This is a genomic window from Rhodobacter sp. NSM (assembly GCF_052244495.1).
Taxonomy (GTDB): domain Bacteria; phylum Pseudomonadota; class Alphaproteobacteria; order Rhodobacterales; family Rhodobacteraceae; genus Cereibacter_A.
Window position 1 is genome coordinate 440,988 of the sequence record NZ_JBQPXH010000002.1, and the last position, 19,856, is coordinate 460,843.

A 19,856-nucleotide genomic window follows, 5' to 3' on the forward strand; every position below is an offset into this window, starting at 1 on the left:
GAGGAGAACCCCGCCGGAGGCACGGCCGCCAATCCGGCCCAGAGCGTCTTTCCGTTGATCTACCGCCGGGGCATCCCGGTCGGTGCCGTGCGTGAAGGAGGCCAGCCCGCGTCCTCGCGGTGTCCGCCCGCCTCAGCGGGTAAAGGTGATCGGCAAGGTGAAGGTGTAGCTTGCTTCCGACAGGGCTGCGGGTGCGGCCGGAAACCGGCCCGCCGATTGCACGGCCCTCAAGGCCATCTGGTCGAGCCTCGCATTTCCGGAGGAACGGGTGATCGAGGCGGCACCGAGCGACCCCCCCTGCGCCACCGTCAGACGCACCGTCACCTCTCCCGCCAAGCCTCTCGCCGCCCGGGTCCGGCGCTGGATGCGATTGCGGATCTCGGCACCCCAGCGCGCCTTGAGATTCTCCACCTGACCGCGTGATGCGGTCACGGTCGCCCGACCTGTCGCCTGAGCGGAGGGAGCGGCCGACTGCTGTGGCGGCGGTGCCGCGGCCGTCCTCGCCTCGCGCCTGGGAGGATCGGGCTTCCTTTCCGGTGGTGGGTCCCGCTCCGGGCGGGGCAGAGGGCGCACGTCCGGCGGGATCTCGGCCACCTGTTCCTCGGGAGGAGGCGGCGGCGGATCGTAGGAAAAGGTCTCGGGCGCCGGCACCGGAATATCCGGCAGATCGACGGTCTCGGTGGGCGGCCGCAGATCGGGCGGCAACGGGGCGAGATCCGGCGCCGACCCGGCCATCTCCTCGGGTTCGGGAGTGTGGGGAGCGTCAGCCTGAGGCACTTCCGGCGCGGCCGCGGGCGCGGCTAGGGCTGCGGGGGTGGGCGGCTCCGGCTCGAGATCGAGATAGACCGCCTCCTGCAGGGCCTCCGGGCTTCCGGGCTGCTCGACGCGGAAGACCGCCGTGGCGGCCGCCGTTGCCGTGGCCGCCACGGTCAGGGCGGCCAGCGACCACCCTGCCGCCTCGCGCCGCAACCGTCCGGGGCCGAGGCTCTGTCGCCAGTCCGCATAATGGCTCATGGAGTGCCTCCGCCGGGAACTGCCTCCAGACCGACCAGCGCCACCTTGAGGTAACCCGCCCCACGCAGGAGGTTCATCACCTCCATCAGCTGCCCGTAGGCTACGGCTTCGTCCGCCCGCAGGAAGATCCGCGTGTCACGGTTGCCACCTGTCACAGCGTCGAGTTGCGGCCCGAGACCGGTGCGCGGGATCGGCGCGTTCTTCAGAGAAAGCTGCAGGTCCTTCTGCAGCGTGAGGAAGATCGGCTCGTCCGGTCGCTGGCTGCGGTTCGCGGTCGAGCCGGGCAGGTCCACGGGCACGTCGACGGTCGAAAGCGGCGCCGCCACCATGAAGATGATCAGCAGCACGAGGATCACGTCGATGAAGGGCGTGACGTTGATCTCGTGGTTCAGGTCATCGCCGTTGTCGCCGCGGAAGCCCGCCATCGTCAGGACCTCCCCGCGGTGCGGAAGTCGAGATCGCGGCTCATCATCCGCTCGACCGCTGCGCCCGCATCGGCGAGGCTCAGCCGCCAGGACGAGATCGCGCGGATGAAGTGGTTGTAGATCACCACGGCCGGGATAGCCGCGACGAGGCCGAGCCCGGTCGCGAGCAGGGCCTCGGCGATCCCCGGTGCCACGACCGCGAGGTTGGTGGTCTGGCTCTGCGAGATGCCGATGAAGGCGTTCATGATGCCCCAGACCGTTCCGAACAGCCCGACGAAAGGCCCGACCGAGCCGATGGTCGCCAGAAGGCCGGTCCCGCGCCGGAGCTTCTCGCCGGCCTGAGCCTCCACCCGCTCGAGGATAGAGCGGACGCGCTCCTTCAGCCCCGCAGTCCCGGCGAGGTCCAGCGCCGCGTCGGAACGCTCCAGTTCCTCCAGCGCCGACCGGGCCATGAAGGCTGCCGGATCGCTGCGCCCCGCGAGGCGCTGCGCTGCCTCGTCCAGCGTCGCGGATGCCCGCAAGGTCGCCGCGGTGCGGGCGAGGCGGCGGCGCGCAATGGCAATTTCGGCCAGCTTGAAGACGAGGACCGTCCAGGTCACGAAGCTCGCCGCGACCAGCAGGACCATCACCGCCTGAACCACCCAATGCGCAGCCTCGAACATCCCCCAAGGTGTCAGGTCATGCGGGATCGGACCCGGCGCGAAGTCGGGCCCCGGCTCGAACGCGATTGGCGGATCGGCTTCCGGCGCAACGGCCGGCGAGTCGGCGGCGGAGGGCTCCGCCGGGGATGAGGCGCCGGACGGGGCCGGCTCCGCGACCGGCGGCGGCGCTTCCGCGGGCGAGCCTTCGGGCGCGGCGTCAACAGACGGCAAGGCAGGAGCAGGGTCGTCGGATGATGGCACCTGTATCCGGGGCGCAAGATCCGGGACGGCAGGCGGCTGTTCCTGCGCCTGCGCCGCGAGGGCGGTCAAGACGAGCAGCAGGATCGGACGCAAGAGCAAGGCCATGGATTCTTCCGGTATTCGACCGCATTCAGCGGGAGTTTCTTGCTTGGCTTGTCTCCTGCCTGCGCACGTCCCTGTCGAGTCGCAGCAAGGTTACGGCTGGCGGTTCTTTACTTTATGTTTACCAAAATGGTCAAGTTTCAACGGGGAGATCGAGGAGACACGGAACGGCACAGGGATCTTGAGGCTGGTTCCTGCGGCACCCTTCCGCGGCGCGTTCGGCGAGAGGGCACAACAGGAAAGGGCGCGCCGGGTTCTCCGACGCGCCCCTTCGTCCTCCGTGTCGCCTCAGAGGATTGGCTTGCCCCCCGTGACCGCGATGGTCGCGCCCGAGGTGTAGCTGGAGGCCGGATCCGCGAGCATCACATAGGCGGTGGCGAGTTCCGCCGGCTGGCCGGGACGCTGCATGGGAACCTGCTTGCCGAAGTTCTTCACCTTTTCCGGCGGCATCGTCGAGGGGATCAGCGGGGTCCAGATCGGGCCGGGCGCGACGCAGTTCACCCGGATCCGCCGATCCGCCAGCATCTGCGCGAGGCCGCCCGTGAAGTTCTGGATCGCGCCTTTCGTCGTCGCATAGGCGAGAAGATTCGGGCTGGGCGAGTCGGCGTTGACGGACGTCGTGTTGATGATCGAGCTCCCTTCCCGCATATGCGGCACGGCGGCCTTCGCCAGATAGAACATGGCGTGGATGTTCACGCGGAACGTCACCTCCCATTCCTCGTCGGAAATGTCGCCGAGATCCGCGAAGCTTGCCTGATGCGCGGCGTTGTTCACGAGGATGTCAATGCGGCCGAACTCTTCCGCGGCGCGGTCGATGATGGCGCGGCAGTGCGAGGCCTCCTGAAGGTCTCCGCGCATCAGCACCGCCCGGCGACCGGCGTCCGTCACCAGCCGCTCGGTCTCGGCGGCATCGTCATCCTCGGAGAGGTAGGAGATCAGCACGTCCGCCCCCTCGCGCGCGAAAGCGAGGGCCACGGCGCGGCCAATGCCGCTGTCGGCGCCAGTGATCACCGCCTTCATGTCGTGCAACCGTCCCGAGCCGCGATAGCTGGTCTCGCCATGGTCGGGAACCGGATCGAGGCGGGCGGTCTGGCCGGGCATCGGCTGATGCTGGTCCGGGAACGGGGGTTTCGGATGGTCGGGCATCATGGCCTCCGGGTTGGTAGGGTCGGTCGGCGGAACCGGCAGACGGAGGCGAAGTTCCGCAAAATGCGAATGCCGCGAGGCATCCCGCCGCCGGCCATCAAGCGGAGGGCCGTGGCGACAGCGGGACTTCCGCATGCCGGAACGCGCGGCGCGCTGCGGACGGAAGGCGGGAACAGGCTTCGGCCTTGCCGGTTTCATGGCCACGACCCAGAGGAGACGTGTCCATGTCCAGCAAGCATCCGAAGACGAAGCAGCCCTTCGACGCCGACCTGAGGGGCGATCCGGGCATCGGCCGTTCTGCCGGACTGCGCAGGGGCGAAGAGCCCATGGAGGGCGAGAACACCTTCGAGGGCGACGTGATGAACGACACCAACCCCTGGGGCGGGCTGGACCCCCAGCAGCGCGGCCGCACCAACAGGTAGGCCTCAGGCGCTCAGTCGCTCCATGAGTTCGGCATGCAGCCCCGGCGCGGCGGCAATCACCCCCGCGGCCTGCGGTTGCGGCTCGTTGAAGCTGAGGGGGCGGTTGAAACGGTCGGTCACGAGCGCCCCCGCGCGCTCGGCGATCAGGCTCCCAGCCGCGATGTCCCACTCCCAGGCTTCGCGCAGCGTCAGCATCCCGTCGTGGCGACCCTCTGCCACCAGGCACAGCCGGAACGCCAGCGACGCCCGAAAGCTGCGCTTCACGTCGGGAACGCCGCCCGGCCAGTAGTCCTGACCCATCATGTGCCGCGTGGCGAGCAGCGTGGCGCCCTGGCTGTCGGGCCGGCTGCTGGCCCGGATTTCCTGCCCGTCGCGCATCGCGGGCGCGGTGATGCTGGCGGTATAGAGCCGGTCCAGCGCGGGCAGGTAGACTGCGGCGGCGGTGATCCGACCTCGTTCGGCGACAGCCAGCGAATGGGCGAAGGTGTCCTCGCCCGCCATGAAGGCCCGCGTCCCGTCGATCGGATCGACGATGAAGACGCGCTCCGCCTGCTGGCGCGCGGCCGTGTCGGCACTCTCTTCCGACAGCCAGCCGTAATCGGGCCGGGCGCCGCGCAGCCGCTTCTCCAGAAGGTCGTTCACCGCAAGGTCGGCCTCGGTCACCGGGCCTGCGCCAGCGTCCTTTTCCCAGGCGCGGGGCGCGTTCTTCCAGTAGCGGAGAGCGACCGGGCCCGCCGCACGCGCCGCCTCGCTGAGAAGCGCAAGGTCATGCGCCGGCAATCGTGAGGCCCTCGACGAGCAGGCTCGGCACGCGGTTCGACAGATGAGGCCGTGCATCATTGGCCGGAACAAGACTGCGCAGCATCTCGCGCAGGTTGCCGGCGATGGTGCACTCATTGACCGGATAGGAGATCTCGCCGCCCTCGACCCAGAAGCCGGCGGCGCCGCGGGAATAGTCGCCGGTGTTGCCGTTGATCGAAGACCCCATCAGCGAGGTCACGAGAAGTCCCGTGCCCATCTGCGCCACCAGATCGGCGCGCGAGACCGTTCCCGGCGTGAGTTCGGTGTTGGAAACCGATGGCGACGGCGGTTGCGAGGTCGAGCGCGCGGCATTGGCCGTGCTGTCCATCTTCAGCTTGCGCGCCGTGGCGAGATCGAGCGTCCAGCCGGTCAGGATTCCGTTTTCGACGATGGCGCGTCGCCGGGTCGGCAGCCCCTCGCCGTCAAAGGGACGCGACGACCCCGTCCGCGGCCGCAGCGGATCCTCGATGTAGGACAAATGCTCCGGCAGCACCGGCTGCCCCAGCGCCTCGCGCAACCAGGAGCCGCCACGGGCGATGGTGGCCCCGTTTACGGCCGAGAGCAGGTGGCTCATCAGCGACGCGGCAACCCGCTCGTCGTAGAGCACGGGGAAGCGCCCCGTAGGCGGCTTGCGCGACCCGACGCGCGCCAGCGCCCGCTCGGCCGCAAGACGGCCGACGTCTGACGCGGCGGGCAGGTCTGCCGCGAAGATCCGGGTCTCCGCCGCCCAGTCCCTCTCCATCTGCGTGCCCGAGCCCGTGAAGGCGACCGCCGAGATCGAGCGCGAGCTGCGTCCGTAACCTCCGGAGAAGCCGTTGGTCGCCGCCAGATGCATCTCGCGCCGCGACCAGGCGCCGCTCGCCTCGACCTGAAAGATCGCCTCGGACTCGAGCGCGGCGGCTTCGGCGGCGCGGGCATCCTCTTCCAGCGCAGACGGCGCGGGCTCGTCCGAGGGATCCGACAGTTCCAGCGCCGCGATGTCCCAAGCCTGCGCGATCTGCGAGGGATCGGCGAGGCCCACGTTGGGGTCGACAGGCGCCTCGCGCGCCATCGCGACCGCGCGTTCCGCCATCGCGTCCAGCGTGGCCTCGGAGACGTCGGAGGCCGAGACGCAGGCCTGCCGGCCGCCGATCAGCACACGGAGGCCGACCTCGACGCTCTCGGCGCGCTCGGCCTGTTCGAGCGCACGCTCGCGGATATCGATGGAGAGGGAGGTGCCGCGGACGGCGATCGCATCGGCCTCCTCGGCCCCTGCATGCCTCGCGGCCCGGAGCAGCCGGTCGGTCAGGCGGTCGAGCGGTTCTGTCATCGGCAAGCTCCTCTGGTTCAGACCCGAGGTAATGGGGCAGGGCGGCCATGACAAGCGCGGTAAGGGCGGACGCAGGGTCGTGGGGGCGCCAGCCGGGGGGCAAGCGAGGAGCGGTGCGACGGTCCCGGGATGTCACAGGTGCCGGTGATGCCGCGCCACCGCAGAGCGTGCGGCATCACTTCTGTGAAGGTTACTGAAGCCGCTGGCCGTTGGCGTAGAAGCCCTTGTCCTTGAACTCCAGCGTCGACGTCAGCGTGTCCTCGCCCTGACCGGGACGCGCGAACATGCCGAGCATCATGCGGGCGGCCATCGCCTGCTCCTGCGGGATCAGTCCCATGCTCACCAGCTTGTCGATCAGCCCGTTGCCACCCACGAGCGCGAGGTCGATCTGGCCCGTCGGCGCGGGAACCCCACCGAAGGTGGTCGTGTCGCTATTGTCGAAGGTGAGCCCGCCGCCGCCCGTCAGTTCGGCCCCGGCAATGGTGAGCTTCAGTTGATCCAGATCCAGCGCCTCGAGCTGGCCCGGCGCCTTGTCCCCGAGCGTCTCCACCGCCTTCGGGTCGAGAAGATCGACGTCGAGCCGCGCCTTGCCGCTGGCGTCGACCACCAGCGTCGCCGGATCGCGCGGAAGCTTCGCCTGCGGGTCGAACATGGCCCAGATCTCGTCCGAGATCTTGAGGTCGACGAGTTTCGTCAGAAGGCGGAAATCCTGAGCCTCTTCGGATTTCACGAGCGGCGTGAGCAGCCGGAACGCGGCCTCGGCATAGCTCATGTTGAACTGCGGGAAGGGGATCTGGGTGCCGCTCAGCGTCACGTTCACGTTCTTCGTGTCACCGCCGTAGGACAGGCTGTCACCGCTCATCGCCACGTCGAGCGTGCCGCCGGCCGCGCTGGCGGATCCCTTGGCCTTGTCGGTCGCGTCGGCGAAATCGAACTCCATCGTCGCCGGCCCGTAGGTGAACGAGCCCTTTGACGTGGCACCGCCCTTCAGCGCCGTGGCGAGGTCGGTCATTGCGAGCGGGCCCACCATGGTGCCGCTCGAAGTGCCCTTGAGATCGGTCGCGCTGGCACGGAGGTTCACCCGCCCCCCCTGCTCGGGGTCGGTCATCGCGAAGGTCATCTCGGCCACCGCGGCCGTGAAATCGTTGGAGATCGACCGCGTCTCGGTGCCCTCGGCGATGTAGCTGCCCGCGACATCGCTGAGTTCGACCTCGGCCCGAAGATCCATCTCGCGGGCCGAGACGCCGTCGACCTCGGTGACGGCGATCGTCGTGGACGGCGCATCGAAGGCCAGCGTCGAGCGGGCGTCGCCGCCGCCCGCGATCATGACCATGCCCGGCTGGCGCAGGGCGAGTGCGAGCTTCGTCGGATCCGGCGTCGGGTTGCCGGCCTCGGGCTCGTTCGGAACGGTCATTTCCATCGGGATTTCGGGCGACATGGTGATCTCGACCGTGCCGTCGCCGCGCTGGGTCAGGCTCACCTCGGGGATCGTCCCCTCGATCACCGTGCCCTCCTGCGCGAAGTGCATCCGCACGTCCTCGAGCCTGAGCGTATCGCCCACGCGGCTCTGGTTCGCGGCGGTCAGTGTCTGGCCGTAGGTCGCGCCGAGCTCCTGCCAGCCCTGCCACACCTGCTCGGGCGTCACATCGGCCGAAGCCGTGCCCGCGGCAACCATCGCCACGAGCGCGGTGCTGCCTGCCAATGACCTGAAATACATCTTTTGCCTTCCCTTACGCGAACGATGGCACACAATCTTCCGCAGGTCCTGAAGGGTCAAGCCTTTCCGTCGAATGCAAGGATCGGCTAACACGTTTGTCAGAAGGCCACGTGAAGGAGCGGTGAGATGGCGAATCTGCAGGGCAGGGTAGTGGCGATCACCGGGGCAAGCCGTGGTATCGGTGCGGCCGCGGTGCGCGTCTTCGCGGCGGCGGGGGCGCGGGTCGCGCTTCTCGCGCGGAGCAGCGCCGAGATCGAGGCGCTGGCGGCCGAAGTCGGACACGAGGCCTTCGCGGTCCCCTGCGACATCGCCGACTGGCAGGCCACCTCGGCAGCAGTGGAGAAGATCGTCGCGACCGCCGGCCGGATCGACGTGCTGATCAACAATGCAGGCGTGATCGAGCCGATCGCGCGTCTTGCGGACGCCGATCCGGCGGCCTGGGCGCAGGCGATCGACATCAACCTCAAGGGCGTCTTCCACGGGATGCGCGCGGCGGTGCCCCACATGCGCGGCAAGGGCGGCACGATCATCACCGTCAGCTCCGGCGCGGCGCAGAACGCGCTCGAGGGATGGAGCGCCTATTGCAGCTCCAAGTCGGGCGCCGCGATGCTGACCCGCTGCGCCCATCTCGAGGAAGCGGTGAACCGGATCCGCATCATGGGTCTCTCGCCGGGAACGGTCGCGACCGAGATGCAGGACAAGATCCGCGAGAGCGGGGTCAATCCGGTGAGCCGGCTCGATCCCTCGGCCCACATTCCGGCCGACTGGCCGGCGCGGGCGCTGCTGTGGATGTGCGGAAGCGGCGCCGACAAGTGGCTCGGACAGGAGATCTCGCTCCGCGACGAGGCGATCCGCCGGGCGGTGGGCCTGCACGCATGATCCATGTGACTGACGACGGCGGCCTGCGGACGCTCACGCTCGACCGGACGGACAAGGCAAACTCGCTGACGCGGGCCATGCTGCTCGAGATCGAGGCGGCGGTAGACTCGGCCGCCTCCGACGGGGTGCGGGCGCTGGTTCTGACCGGCGCCGGCAAGGTCTTCTCGGCGGGGGCCGATCTCGACGAGGCGCGGGCGGGGCTCGCCACCGATCCGGTGTGGGAGCGGCTCTCGGCCTCGGTGGCGGCCTTGCCCTGCCTGACGATCGCCGCGTTGAACGGCACGCTTGCGGGCGGCGCGATGGGCATGGCGCTCGCCTGCGACCTGCGGGTCGCGGTGCCGGGCGCGAAGTTCTTCTATCCGGTGATGAAGCTCGGCTTCCGGCCCCAGCCGTCGGACGTGCGGCGGCTGAAGCAGCTGACCGGTCCGGCGCGGGCCAGGATGATCCTGATGGCGGGCGTGCGGGCGACCGCGGAAGAGGCGCTCGCCTGGGGTCTCGTCGACCGGATCGTGGAGGCGGAGCAGCTTCTGGCCGAGGCCTCGCTGCTCGCGGCGGATGCGCTGGCGGCGAAGGATGGCCATGTCCAGGCGATCAAGGCCATGATCGAGGAGGCCTGATCCGGTCCCGATGGCAGGGGCCGCCACCGGCGGCCCCGTCTTGTCGTCAGTGCATGCCCAGCAGTTGCGGCAGGAAGAGCGAGATCTGCGGCACGTAGGTCACGAGCAGCAGGAAGACCAGCATCGTGAGCAGCCAGGGCCAGACCGCGATGGTCAGTTCGGTGATGCCCATCTTCGTGATGCCCGAGGCGACGTAGAGGTTCAGGCCCACCGGCGGGTGGCACATGCCGACCTCCATGTTGACGATGATCATGATCCCGAAGTGCACCGGGTCGATCCCGAGCTTCACGGCCACCGGGAACAGGATCGGCGCCATGATCAGCACGATCGACGAGGGCTCCATGAAGTTGCCCGCCGCCAGCAGGATGATGTTCACCGCGATCAGGAACATCCACCAGGTCAGGCCCGAATCGACCATCCACTGGCCGAGCGCCTGCGGGATGTTCTCGTGCGTGAGCAGGAAGCTGAACAGCACCGCATTGGTGATGATGTAGAGCAGCATCGCCGACATGTTGGCCGAGGCCAGCAGCACGCGCGGCACGTCCCGAAGCCCCATGTCCTTGTAGACGAAGACCGCGATGATGAACGCATAGACCGCGCTCATCGCGGCGGCCTCGGTGGGCGTGAAGGTGCCGCTGTAGATGCCCCCGATCACGATGAAGATCAGCAGCAGCCCCCAGAGCGCCTTGCGGAGCGCGTCCCAGCGCTCGCGCCAGCTGGCCTTCGGCAGCCGGGGATAGTTGTTCTTGCGCGCCCGGTACCAGGTCGTGGCCGCGAGGAAGGCCGCCAGCATCGCGCCGGGGATGACGCCCGCGATGAACATCTCGCCCACCGAGGCGGCATCGACGATCTCGCCGTTCGGCCCCTCGACCAGCATACCCGAGGTCGCCACGCAATACATCACCATGACGATGGACGGCGGAATCAGGATACCGAGCGCGCCCGAGGTCGTGATGACCCCCGCGCCGAAGCGCGTGGGGAAGCCCTGTGCGACCATGGCCGGCAGGATGACCGAGCCGATGGCGACCACCGTGGCGGGCGACGATCCCGAGACCGCCGCGAAGAGCGCGCAGGCAAAGACGCCGCCGAGGCCGAGGCCGCCGTGCCAGTGCCCGACCATGGCGGTCGCGAAGTTGATCATCCGCTTCGCCACGCCTCCGTGGGTGAGGAAGTTGCCGGCGAGGATGAAGAAGGGGATCGCCATGATCTCGAACTTCTCGATCCCGGTGAACAGCTTCAGCGCCACGGTGTCGATCGGCACCGCCGTCATGGTGAAGAGGAAGGTCAGCACCGTCAGGCCGAGCGCGATCGAGATCGGCATGCCGGTCAGCATCAGGGCGATGAGCCCGCCGAAGATGAGGGTTGCGTTCATCTCACTCGTCCTTCGGCTTCTCGACAAGGTCGCGGGGTGTCAGCGGCGACTTGAGGAAGGTGCTGCCCAGCACGTCGATGCCCTCGTCCTCGGTGTCCACGCCCTCGACACGCCCGTGGTCGTGGTGCGGCAGCTCGCCCGTGCGCCAGAAGATCACCGCCACCTGCAGGAAGCGGAAGCACATCAACGCCGAGCCGAGCGGGATCGCGAGATAGACGAGCCACATCGGCAGCTCGAGATCGGGAGAGATCGCGCTCGTCTGCGACATGTGCCAGACGAAATTCCCGCCCAGCGTGGCGATGATCCCGGTGAAGAGCGCGCCGGCGAGGAGGCCGAAGAGGATGAAGAACCCGCGCCTGCGCGAGTCGAGCTTGTTGATCAGCACGTCGATGCCGACGTGGATGCCGGTCCGCACGCCGTAGGCTGCGCCGAACTTGGCCATCCAGACGAAAAGGATGATGCAGAGCTCCTGAGCCCAGACCAGGTTGACCTCGCGCAGCCCGAAATAGGCGCTGCGCATCATGGCCGAGAGCTCGGGCATGTCGTGGCCGCGGAAGAAGGCCACGCCATCAGCCAGAATGCCCAGCGAGTAGCGGTGGACGACCGAGGCGAAGATGAGCGCCGTCGCCGCCGCGATGAGCGTGGCGATGAGCGTCTCTTCCAGCCGGTCGAGAAGGCGCATCATGGCGGCCCCTCCTGAGGCTAGGATGTTTCGGAAATGGCAGATCGCGGGCAGCCGACGTTGTCGGCTGCCCGCGATGACGGAAGTCTCAGTTCGTGGCGGTCGCGGCCTTCACGGCCTCGATGGTCTCGGTGCCGATGCGGCTGGCCATCTCCTCGTGGACCGGGGCGAGCGCCTCTTCCCAGGCGGCGAGTTCCTCGGCGGTCAGCTCGTGGAACTCCGTCGTGCCCGCGTCCTTCATCGCCTGAAGCGCCTTGTCGTTCTCGTCCTTGGCGATCGAGTTCGCATAGTCGGTCGCCTCGGCCAGCGCCTTCTCGAGCCCCGCGCGCACGTCCTCGGGCAGGCCGTCCCAGAACTGCTTGTTCACGATGACCGCATATCCGAGGTAGCCGTGGTTCGACACCGTGGCGTGGCTCTGCACCTCGTGCATCTTCTGGGTATACATGTTCGAGGGCGGGTTCTCGGTGCCGTCCACGACCCCGGTCTGCAGCGCCTGATAGACCTCGGAGAAGGCCATGACCTGCGGCACGGCACCCAGCGCGTTCATCTCGGCCTCGAGCACCTTCGAGGACTGGATGCGCATCTTCAGGCCCAGGAAATCGTCAGGCGTGTTGATGGGGCTGTTGGCCGACATGATCTTGAAGCCGTTGTCCCAGTAGGCGAGGCCCTTGATGCCCTTGTCCTCGAGCTTCGAGAACAGCATCTTGCCCACTTCGCCGTTGGTCACGGTGTGCAGCGCATCGTAGCCCTTGAAGATGTAGGGCAGGTCGAAGACCTCGAAATCCTGCACGCCAAGGGGGCCGAACTTGGCCAGCGAGGGCGCAAGCATCTGCACGGCGCCGAGCTGCAGCGCCTCGAGCTCTTCCTTGTCCTTGTAAAGCTGGCTGTTGGGATAGATTTCGACGTCGACCGCGCCATCGGTGTATTGCTCGGCCAGTTCCTCGAACTTCGCGGCGCCCTTGCCCTTCGGCGTGTCGGGGGCAACGACGTGGCTGAACTTGATCACGATGGGCTGGGCGAGGGCCGGCACGGCGGCGGCGAGCGCCACGGCGGCGGCCCCTGCCAGCGCGGCAAGGCTGCGACGGGTCATCATGGATTATCCTCCTCTGTTCCGCCCTCCCGGCGGTCCTGCCTTCCTTGCCAGCCGTGACGCCCTGCCGCTATTGTGGGTTTCCGCAAGGGGAGGCTACGGGGACAGCTTGTCGCGGCGGAGCCCGGGGGAGGAAAGGTGGCAGAGCGGACCGACCGGCAGACGGGCACGCGTCCGGGCGAGCCCTGGGCCCTCGAGCCGCCGTCGGCGCGCGGCCGTGTCGACCTGCTCTCGCTGATGCCGCTGGTCGCCATCGTGGCGCTCGTGGCGCTGGTCGCGGCCTCGGTCTGGATCGCGGGCCGCAGCGAGACCGAGCAGATCCGCACCAAGCTCGCGACCGATGCGCTCTGGGTCGAGCAGACGCTGCGCTTCCAGCTTTCGGTGGACGAGGACATGCTGGCCCGCCTGGCACTCGACGAGGCGGGCGGCACGCCACCCGCGGTGCTCGAGGCGCGGGCGCGGGCGCATATCGCGGCCAATCCCGAGATCCTCTCCATCGTCTGGCACGATGCGGAAGGCAGCATCCGCCGGGCAGTTCCCGGCCCTGCCGACACCGCGGCCGACGAGGAACTGGCCGGGCAACTCCGGCGCACCGGCGTGCGTGCGCGCCCGGTCTATGCGCTCATGGACGGGCAGACCATCACGATGGGCCTGCGGCCGCAGGGGTCCGAGGGGGTGATCACCGCGACCGCCTCGCTGCCGCTGATGCTCGAGCGGCACATCCCCTGGTGGATCGCCGAGCAATATGCCGTGTGGCTGCTGGATGGCAGCGGCACCGTCCGCGCCAGCCGCTCGCGCGGGACGCCGGGGGAGGGCGGCCCCACCCATTCGATCAGCTTCGACCCTCCCATCCCGGGCGCCGTGCTGCGCATCTCGTCCTACGAGGGCGCCGCGCCTTTCGCCCGGGCACTGCTGCCGGCGGCCATTGCGGGGCTGGCCGCCTTCGCGATCCTCGCGCTGCTTGCGCTCTATCGCAACGGCAAGCGCCGGCGAGAGGCCGAACTGCGCCTGAACGAGGAAATGGCCTTCCGCCGCTCGATGGAGGAGAGCCTGACCGTCGGCCTGCGCGCCAAGGATCATGCAGGGCGTATCCTCTACGCCAACTCTGCCTTCTGCAAGCTCGTCGGCTGGTCCGCGGCGGACCTCGTCGGGCGCGACCAGCCGATGCCCTACTGGGCGCCGGACCGGCTAGAGGAAACGCTCCGGCGCCAGCGCACCCTTTCCGAGGGCGGTGCGGCCTCGCAGAGCTTCGAGACCCGGTTCCGCCGCAGTGACGGCACCGAGATCGACGTGCAGGTCTACGAGGCGCCGCTGATCGACGCGAAAGGCATGCACCGCGGCTGGATGGGGTCCATCATCGACATCACAGAGGCCCGCCGTGCCGCCCGTCTCGCCCGCGAACAGGAGGAGAGCCTCGCGCGGACGGGGCGTCTGGTGACGCTGGGCGAGATGGCCTCGACGCTCGCACACGAGCTGAACCAGCCGCTCGCCGCCATCGCGAGCTATGCGGCCGGGGCCACGAACCTCCTCCAGCAGGGGCGGGCGGATCCCGCGCTGCTGTCGTCGGCGCTGGGCAAGCTTTCGCATCAGGCGGATCGGGCCGGACAGATCATCCGCCGCATTCAGGATCTGGTCCGAAAGCGCGAGCCGCGCTTCAGCGAGTTGGATCTGTCGGCGGTCGTGCGCGAGACGGTGGGATTCCTTGCGGCGGATGCACGGGCGCGGGGGGTGCGGATCGCCACCGATCTCGCGCCCGTTCCGGGCGTCCTCGCCGACCGGATCCTCGTCGAGCAACTGCTGATCAACCTCATTCGCAACGGGATCGAGGCAATGGGCGAAAGCGGTGAGTCCGACGGTCTGACCGTGAGCCTGCGCGCCGAGCCGGGAGGGGCCGTGATCGAGGTGGCCGACCGCGGCCCCGGAATCGCGCCCGAGGTGGCGGACCGCCTATTCGACGCCTTCACCTCGACCAAGGCCGAGGGTATGGGCATCGGGTTGAACATCTGCCGCACCATCGTCGAGATGCACCGCGGCCGCCTGACCCACCGACCGCGCGAGGGCGGGGGAACCGTGTTCCGGGTGGCGCTGCCCGCCGCCGCCGAAGAAGGAGTGGCCGCCGAATGACGGGATGCGTCCATATCATCGACGATGACGAGGCAATCCGCGACGCGCTCTCGTTCCTCTTCGCCTCACGTGGGCTCGACGTCCGCGGCTGGCCCTCGGGCGAGGCCTTCCTCGAGGCGCTGCCGCTGCCCGACTGCGCCTGCATCATGCTCGACGTGCGGATGGGTGCGCTGTCGGGGCCCGACACGTTCGACAGCCTGCGGGCGGCCGGATGCACCGCGCCCGTCATCTTCCTGACCGGCCATGCCGACGTGCCGGTGGCGGTGCGCGCGCTGAAGGCCGGTGCCTTCGATTTCGTCGAGAAGCCCTTCAACGACAATGCCCTCGTCGATCTGGTGCTGGCCGCCATCGAGGCGCATGAAGCGCAGCTGGCCCACAGCGGCGCGCGCGAGGACGTCGCGCGCCGCCTCGCCACGCTCTCCTCGCGCGAGGAAGAGGTGCTGCGGCTGATGCTGCAGGGGCGGCTCAACAAGCAGATCGCGGACACGCTCGGCATCGCCATGCGCACGGTCGAACTTCACCGCTCGCGCCTCATCGCGAAGATGGGGGCGCGCAACGCGGTGGAACTCGCCGCGCTCCTCAGCGAGGCGGGGCTGCCGCGCTGAGCGCCGCGCGGCGGTTGCGCCGCAGGCGGCTGAGGAAGGTGAGGGCGAAGATCCCGCTCAGGATCAGGATGATGGTGGGGGCGGGGGCGCTGTCGAGGAAGAAGCTCGCATAGGTCCCGGCCAGCATCGCCGAGAGGCAGACGGCCACCGCAACGATCAGCATCGGCCCGAAGCGCCGCACCGTCAGGAAGGCGATGGCCCCCGGCGCGATCAGCAGGCCCACGGCGAGGATGAGGCCCGTCGCCGTCAGCGTGGCCACGATGGTCAGCGCCAGCAGGGTCAGAACGCCGTAGTGCAGCAGCCCCACCCGGAGGCCCGAGGCCCGCGCCTGCGCCGGATCGAAGGCGTGGAGGAGCAGGTCCTTCCACGTCAGCAAGAGCGCGCCCGTCACGCCCACCGAGATCGCGCCCGAGACCAGCAGATCCTCGGGCCCCACGCCCAGCATGTTGCCGAAGAGGATGTGGTCGAGATGCACGTCGGTCTCGATCGAGGTGTAGAGCAGCAGCCCCAGCCCGAACATGCCGGCAAAGACCACGCCCATCACCGTGTCCTGCTTGACCCGGCTGTTGCCCGCGAGGAACCCCGTGGCGAGCGCGCAGGCCATGCCCGCGCCGAAGGCGCCGACCAGCAGCGGCACGCCCGCGATATAGGCCAGCACCACGCCCGGCAGGATGGCGTGGCTGATCGCGTCGCCCATCAGCGCCCAGCCCTTGAGGACAAGGAGGCAGGAGAGAAGCGCCGTCGGCACCGCCACCAGCAGGCAGACAAGGAAGGCGTTCTGCATGAAGGGAAACTGGAAGGGGAAGAGGAGCGTCTCGATCATGGTTGCTCCAGCGCCCTCGCCGCGCGGCGGCGGGCAGCCAGCATCCCGTGCTTGGGCGCGAAGGTGAAGGCCAGAAGGAAAAGCGCCGTCTGCAGCGTCACGATCACCGCCCCCGTCGCCCCGTCGAGGAAGTAGGAGATGTAGGCCCCGAAAAAGCCCGTTGCCGCCCCGATACCGACAGCCAGCATAAGAAGGCGCGGGAAGCGGTCGCAGAGCAGGTAAGCCGTGGCGCCGGGCGTCACAACCATCGCGATCACGAGGAAGGCCCCCACCGTCTGCATCGCCGCCACGATGGAGGCCGAGAGCAGCGTGAAGAACAGAAGCTTCATCGCCCCCGTGCGGATCCCGATGGAGCGGGCATGGGTTTCGTCGAAGAAGGTCACCATCAGGTCCTTCCATTTCGCCAGCAGGATGACAAGCGAGACGACGCCAATCAGCACGAGCTGCGCCGTGTCGAAGGGCGAGATGGCGAGGATGTTGCCCATGATGATGGTCTGGATCGAGATCGCCATCGGATCGACCGAGATCATGAAGAGGCCGAGCCCGAAGAACGAGGTGAAGATCAGCCCGATCACCACGTCGGTCTTGAGCCCGCTGCGGTCCGACAGGAACAGCATCGCCCCGGCGGCAAGCCCGCCCGCAAGGAAGGCGCCGAGCGCGAAGGGCAGGCCCAGCATATAGGCGCCCGCGACGCCCGGCACCACGGAATGCGAGAGCGCATCGCCGATGAGCGACCAGCCCTTCAGCATCAGGAAGCAGGACAGGAAGGCACAGACCGCCCCCACCAGCGCCGAGACCCACATCGCGTTGGTCATGTAGCCGTAGAGGAACGGCTCCCAGAGTTCAGCCGCGCTCATCCTCGGCCTCCTGCCGGTGGGTGCGGCCGCCATACTGCACGAAGGGCCGCTCGTCGTCGGTGAGGATGCTGACTTCGCGCGGGTCGTCGTCGTCGTGAAGGAGCGTGCCCGACAGGGTGAAGCGCCGGAGCACGCCGCCGAAGGCCGCCTCGAGATTGGCATGGGTGAAGGTGGTCTCCGTCGGGCCGTGGGCCAGCACCGTTTCCTTGACGAGCACCGTCCGGTCGCAGAACTCGGGGACCGAGCCGAGATTGTGGGTCGAAACCAGCATGACCCGGCCTTCGGCGCGCAGCTCGCGGAGGAGGGCCACGATCTCGCCCTCGGTCTGGACATCGACGCCGGTGAAGGGCTCGTCGAGCAGGATCACCTGCCCCTCCTGCGCCAGCGCCCGGGCAAGGAACACGCGCTTCCTCTGCCCGCCCGACAGCTCGCCGATCTGGCGGTGGCGCAGCCCCTCCATGCCGACGCGGGCCAGCGCCTCGGCCACGGCCGCGCGGTCGGCGGCCTTCGGGCGGCGCAGGAAGCCCATGTGGCCGTAGCGGCCCATCATCACCACGTCCTCGACGAGCACCGGGAAGGTCCAGTCCACCTCCTCGGATTGCGGGACGTAGGCCACGAGGTTCTGCCGGAGCGCCTCGGGCACCGTTCGGCCGAGCAGCCGGATCTCGCCCGAGCCCACCGGCACGAGGCCCATGATCGCCTTGAAGAGCGTGGACTTGCCCGCCCCGTTGACGCCGACCAGCGCGGCCACCGTGCCGCGCGGCAGCGAAAAGCTCGCATGGCGAAGGGCGGTGTGCCCGTTGCGGTAGGTCACCGTCACGTCGCGGACGAGGATGCCCTCGCCCGCCTGCACCCCGGCCGGGTCTCCGTGCCCTCTCATTCTCCGGTCTCCAGTCCGTTGGCGATGGTCTCGGCCGTCACGCGCAGCAGGTCGAGATAGGATGGCACCGGCCCGTCGCGCGGGCTGAGGCTGTCCACGTAGAGCATGCCGCCGTATTCGGCGCCCGTCTCGCGCGCGACCTGCCGGGCCGGGGCATTGTTCACCGTGCTCTCGCAGAAGACGGCCGGGATCTCGTGCTTCTTCACTCCGTCGATCACCGCGCGCACCTGTTGCGGCGTGCCCACCTGATCGGTGTTCATCGGCCAGAGATAGAGCTCCTTCAGCCCGAAGTCGCGCGCGAGATAGGAAAAGGCCCCCTCGCAGGTCACGAGCCAGCGCCGGTTCTCGGGCAGGGCCGCGATCCGGTCGCGCAGGGGCCCGATGGTTGCGCGCAGCCTCTGCTTGTAGGCTTCGGCATTGGCCCGGTAAATGTCCGCGTTGGCCGGATCCTGCTCGGCCAGGGCGGACGCGATGTTGTCGATATAGACCATCGCGTTGTCGAGACCCATCCAGGCGTGGGGGTTGGGCCGGCCCTCGTATTCGCCGCCTGCCACCGCAATGGGGTCGATCCCGTCGCTGACCGTCACCGAGGGAACGCCCTCGAGGTTCGACAGGAACTGCCGGAACCAGAGCTCGAGGTTGAGCCCGTTCCAGAGGATCAGGTCCGCGTCCCACGCCCGCACGATGTCGCGCGGCGTCGGCTCGTAGCCGTGGATTTCGGCGCCGGGACGGGTGATCGACACCACCTCGGCCGCATCGCCCGCCACGTTCTGGGCCATGTCGGCAATTACCGTGAAGGTCGTTGCCACCTTCATCCGCCCCTCGCGGGCCGTGGCCGGCCCGCCGAGCGCGAGCGCCAGAACAAAAGCCGCCAATCCGATCCTTCGCAGGGTCATCGCGTCACCTCCACAAGTGATAATGCGAGGCATTCGCAAAAAATCAAGACGCATCTGCGAGTGGTTCGCAAGAACGTGACAGGTCAGGGGAGCGAGACCTTCTCCGGTTCCTGCACCGGACAGCGGTTGAAGGCGGCGCGATAATCGGCCGACAGCTTGTAGGTCTCGCGCCGGACCCGGTTAATTGCGCCAAGGGGCCGGTGGGCAGCAAGTCCGGTCCAGACCGAGAAGCGCCTTTGATCGTCGACCGCCTGCGCCCGCGCCTCGCTCCAGCCCGGCTGGGGCGGAGCGGTCAGGCGGGCGACCGTGACGAAGGGGCTCTCGTCCTCGCTCCAGACCACGCTCGGATCCTCGACCGGCATCGTCTCGAGGTCGCGGCAGAGTTGGGCGCGGAACTCCCACACCCCTCCCTCGGTCATGTCATGCGCCACCCGTTCACGCAGCGCGTCCTGCGCGCCGGCAACCGGGATCTCCTCGCCCCTGTGGCGGACGAGGCTGCCCGAGACCGGCACCAGCTGATACTTGGCCACGAACCCGCCGTGACGGAAGGCGGTCTGGCTGAAGTAGGTCTCGCCGAGAGGGTGGACGTTTGGCGCCCCGCCCATCGTCTTCAGGAGGGCGCTTTCGCCGCCGACCGACTCAAGCGCCTTCTCGGCGCCCCGCAGCACGGCCGACAGCGCGACCTTGGCCCAGGTCGCCTGATCCGTCGTCCGGGCAAGCCGGTTGAGGCTTCTCAGGAAGCTCGCGGCATCGGGCGCGGCGAAGGCCGGAGCGTTGGCCATCACGAAGTCCTGCGTGCGCCCTTCGGCGCCGGGCAGCCGCTCGCCCTCGACCTCCAGGATCTTCAGCGCGAGGCCGCGCGGCACCGAAACACTGTCGGGAAGCAGGTCGCCCGGATTGGTCGAGATCCGGATCAGCGCCGGGTGGCTGCCCGGCTGCGCGAAGAGGCCCTGGGCCAGTTCGAAAGGCAGGTCCGGCAGGATCTCGAAGCTGGCCTCGATCAGCCCGTGGCTCTTGGCATGGACCGCTCGCACGGCATGGCCGTAGTTTCCCGAAGTCGTGTCGAGGATCTCGGTCAGCGCCCGGCACAGGAGGCGGGTGGTCTGCTCCTCCTCTTCCTCGGGATGCTCGATCTCGGGCGAATAGCGGATCGGGTTGCGCATGCGGCCTCCTTGCCTGTCCAGAGGCAACAG

The 19,856-nt window shown here is 68.7% G+C and carries 20 protein-coding genes; 5 read left to right on the plus strand and 15 right to left on the minus strand.

From position 1 onward, the window contains the following. Positions 1–132: 132 nt before the first annotated feature. The 4 genes from ACTVZP_RS06605 to ACTVZP_RS06620 all read right to left on the minus strand — a co-directional run bounded on the left by ACTVZP_RS06605 (position 133) and on the right by ACTVZP_RS06620 (position 3,589). Entirely contained in the window at positions 133–1,014 is an 882-nt protein-coding gene (locus tag ACTVZP_RS06605) for an energy transducer TonB family protein (protein WP_443211330.1), read from the minus strand. Next, positions 1,011–1,439, minus strand: coding sequence for a TonB system transport protein ExbD (gene exbD / locus ACTVZP_RS06610; RefSeq protein ID WP_443211331.1), 429 nt, complete (start codon positions 1,437–1,439; stop codon positions 1,011–1,013). The genes ACTVZP_RS06605 and exbD overlap by 4 nt, the downstream gene beginning before the upstream one ends. Before the next feature lie 2 nt (positions 1,440–1,441). Further along, positions 1,442–2,446, minus strand: a complete 1,005-nt coding sequence (gene exbB, locus ACTVZP_RS06615; protein ID WP_443211332.1) for a tonB-system energizer ExbB — start codon at positions 2,444–2,446, stop codon at positions 1,442–1,444. Between the two features lie 285 nt (positions 2,447–2,731). Next, a complete protein-coding gene (locus ACTVZP_RS06620) occupies positions 2,732–3,589 on the minus strand; it encodes an SDR family oxidoreductase (protein ID WP_443211333.1) in 858 nt (285 codons plus the stop codon). Positions 3,590–3,813: 224 nt separating this feature from the next. Between ACTVZP_RS06620 and ACTVZP_RS06625 the strand changes: the two genes are divergently transcribed. Then, positions 3,814–4,011, plus strand: coding sequence for a hypothetical protein (locus ACTVZP_RS06625; RefSeq protein WP_443211335.1), 198 nt, complete (start codon positions 3,814–3,816; stop codon positions 4,009–4,011). Positions 4,012–4,014: 3 nt separating this feature from the next. Here the strand turns inward: ACTVZP_RS06625 and ACTVZP_RS06630 are convergent, their stop codons facing one another. The 3 genes from ACTVZP_RS06630 to ACTVZP_RS06640 all read right to left on the minus strand — a co-directional run bounded on the left by ACTVZP_RS06630 (position 4,015) and on the right by ACTVZP_RS06640 (position 7,838). Continuing rightward, a complete protein-coding gene (locus ACTVZP_RS06630) occupies positions 4,015–4,791 on the minus strand; it encodes a 3'(2'),5'-bisphosphate nucleotidase CysQ (RefSeq protein ID WP_443211336.1) in 777 nt (258 codons plus the stop codon). Continuing rightward, positions 4,778–6,121, minus strand: coding sequence for a TldD/PmbA family protein (locus ACTVZP_RS06635; protein ID WP_443211337.1), 1,344 nt, complete (start codon positions 6,119–6,121; stop codon positions 4,778–4,780). The genes ACTVZP_RS06630 and ACTVZP_RS06635 overlap by 14 nt, the downstream gene beginning before the upstream one ends. A gap of 190 nt (positions 6,122–6,311) precedes the next feature. Then, positions 6,312–7,838: a DUF2125 domain-containing protein gene (locus ACTVZP_RS06640; RefSeq protein WP_443211338.1), complete on the minus strand. Its 1,527-nt coding sequence runs from the start codon at positions 7,836–7,838 to the stop codon at positions 6,312–6,314. Positions 7,839–7,964: 126 nt separating this feature from the next. On the opposite strand from ACTVZP_RS06640, the gene ACTVZP_RS06645 reads away from it, so the two are divergent. After that, the gene (locus ACTVZP_RS06645; protein WP_443211340.1) at positions 7,965–8,717 is read left to right on the plus strand and encodes an SDR family oxidoreductase; all 753 of its coding nucleotides are present in this window, start codon (positions 7,965–7,967) and stop codon (positions 8,715–8,717) included. Beyond that, positions 8,714–9,334: an enoyl-CoA hydratase/isomerase family protein gene (locus ACTVZP_RS06650; protein WP_443211341.1), complete on the plus strand. Its 621-nt coding sequence runs from the start codon at positions 8,714–8,716 to the stop codon at positions 9,332–9,334. Before ACTVZP_RS06645 ends, ACTVZP_RS06650 begins: the two co-directional genes overlap by 4 nt. Positions 9,335–9,380: 46 nt before the next feature. On the opposite strand, the gene ACTVZP_RS06655 is transcribed toward ACTVZP_RS06650, so the two are convergent. From ACTVZP_RS06655 to ACTVZP_RS06665, 3 genes are all read right to left on the minus strand, one after another. Continuing rightward, a complete protein-coding gene (locus ACTVZP_RS06655; protein ID WP_443211342.1) occupies positions 9,381–10,706 on the minus strand; it encodes a TRAP transporter large permease in 1,326 nt (441 codons plus the stop codon). 1 nt (position 10,707) lies between these two features. Next, on the minus strand, positions 10,708–11,391 hold the full coding sequence (locus ACTVZP_RS06660) for a TRAP transporter small permease (RefSeq protein ID WP_443211343.1): 684 nt from the start codon (positions 11,389–11,391) through the stop codon (positions 10,708–10,710). Positions 11,392–11,476: 85 nt separating this feature from the next. Further along, complete coding sequence (locus tag ACTVZP_RS06665; RefSeq protein WP_443211345.1) at positions 11,477–12,481, minus strand: TRAP transporter substrate-binding protein; 1,005 nt, start codon at positions 12,479–12,481, stop codon at positions 11,477–11,479. A gap of 135 nt (positions 12,482–12,616) precedes the next feature. Here ACTVZP_RS06665 and ACTVZP_RS06670 point away from each other — a divergent pair, with 135 nt between their 5' ends. Together ACTVZP_RS06670 and ACTVZP_RS06675 are read left to right on the plus strand one after the other, a co-directional pair. Further along, on the plus strand, positions 12,617–14,602 hold the full coding sequence (locus tag ACTVZP_RS06670; RefSeq protein WP_443211346.1) for a two-component system sensor histidine kinase NtrB: 1,986 nt from the start codon (positions 12,617–12,619) through the stop codon (positions 14,600–14,602). Continuing rightward, positions 14,599–15,207, plus strand: a complete 609-nt coding sequence (locus ACTVZP_RS06675; RefSeq protein WP_443211347.1) for a response regulator transcription factor — start codon at positions 14,599–14,601, stop codon at positions 15,205–15,207. The genes ACTVZP_RS06670 and ACTVZP_RS06675 overlap by 4 nt, the downstream gene beginning before the upstream one ends. Here the strand turns inward: ACTVZP_RS06675 and ACTVZP_RS06680 are convergent. From ACTVZP_RS06680 to ACTVZP_RS06700, 5 genes are all read right to left on the minus strand, one after another. Continuing rightward, positions 15,182–16,030, minus strand: coding sequence for a metal ABC transporter permease (locus ACTVZP_RS06680; RefSeq protein WP_443211348.1), 849 nt, complete (start codon positions 16,028–16,030; stop codon positions 15,182–15,184). The genes ACTVZP_RS06675 and ACTVZP_RS06680 overlap by 26 nt on opposite strands. Then, on the minus strand, positions 16,027–16,887 hold the full coding sequence (locus ACTVZP_RS06685; protein ID WP_443211349.1) for a metal ABC transporter permease: 861 nt from the start codon (positions 16,885–16,887) through the stop codon (positions 16,027–16,029). Before ACTVZP_RS06685 ends, ACTVZP_RS06680 begins: the two co-directional genes overlap by 4 nt. Continuing rightward, a complete protein-coding gene (locus ACTVZP_RS06690; protein ID WP_443211350.1) occupies positions 16,874–17,767 on the minus strand; it encodes a manganese/iron ABC transporter ATP-binding protein in 894 nt (297 codons plus the stop codon). The genes ACTVZP_RS06685 and ACTVZP_RS06690 overlap by 14 nt, the downstream gene beginning before the upstream one ends. Beyond that, complete coding sequence (locus ACTVZP_RS06695; RefSeq protein ID WP_443211351.1) at positions 17,764–18,663, minus strand: metal ABC transporter substrate-binding protein; 900 nt, start codon at positions 18,661–18,663, stop codon at positions 17,764–17,766. Before ACTVZP_RS06695 ends, ACTVZP_RS06690 begins: the two co-directional genes overlap by 4 nt. An 83-nt stretch (positions 18,664–18,746) precedes the next feature. Next, complete coding sequence (locus ACTVZP_RS06700) at positions 18,747–19,826, minus strand: catalase family protein (protein WP_443211352.1); 1,080 nt, start codon at positions 19,824–19,826, stop codon at positions 18,747–18,749. Between the last annotated feature and the right edge of the window lie 30 nt (positions 19,827–19,856).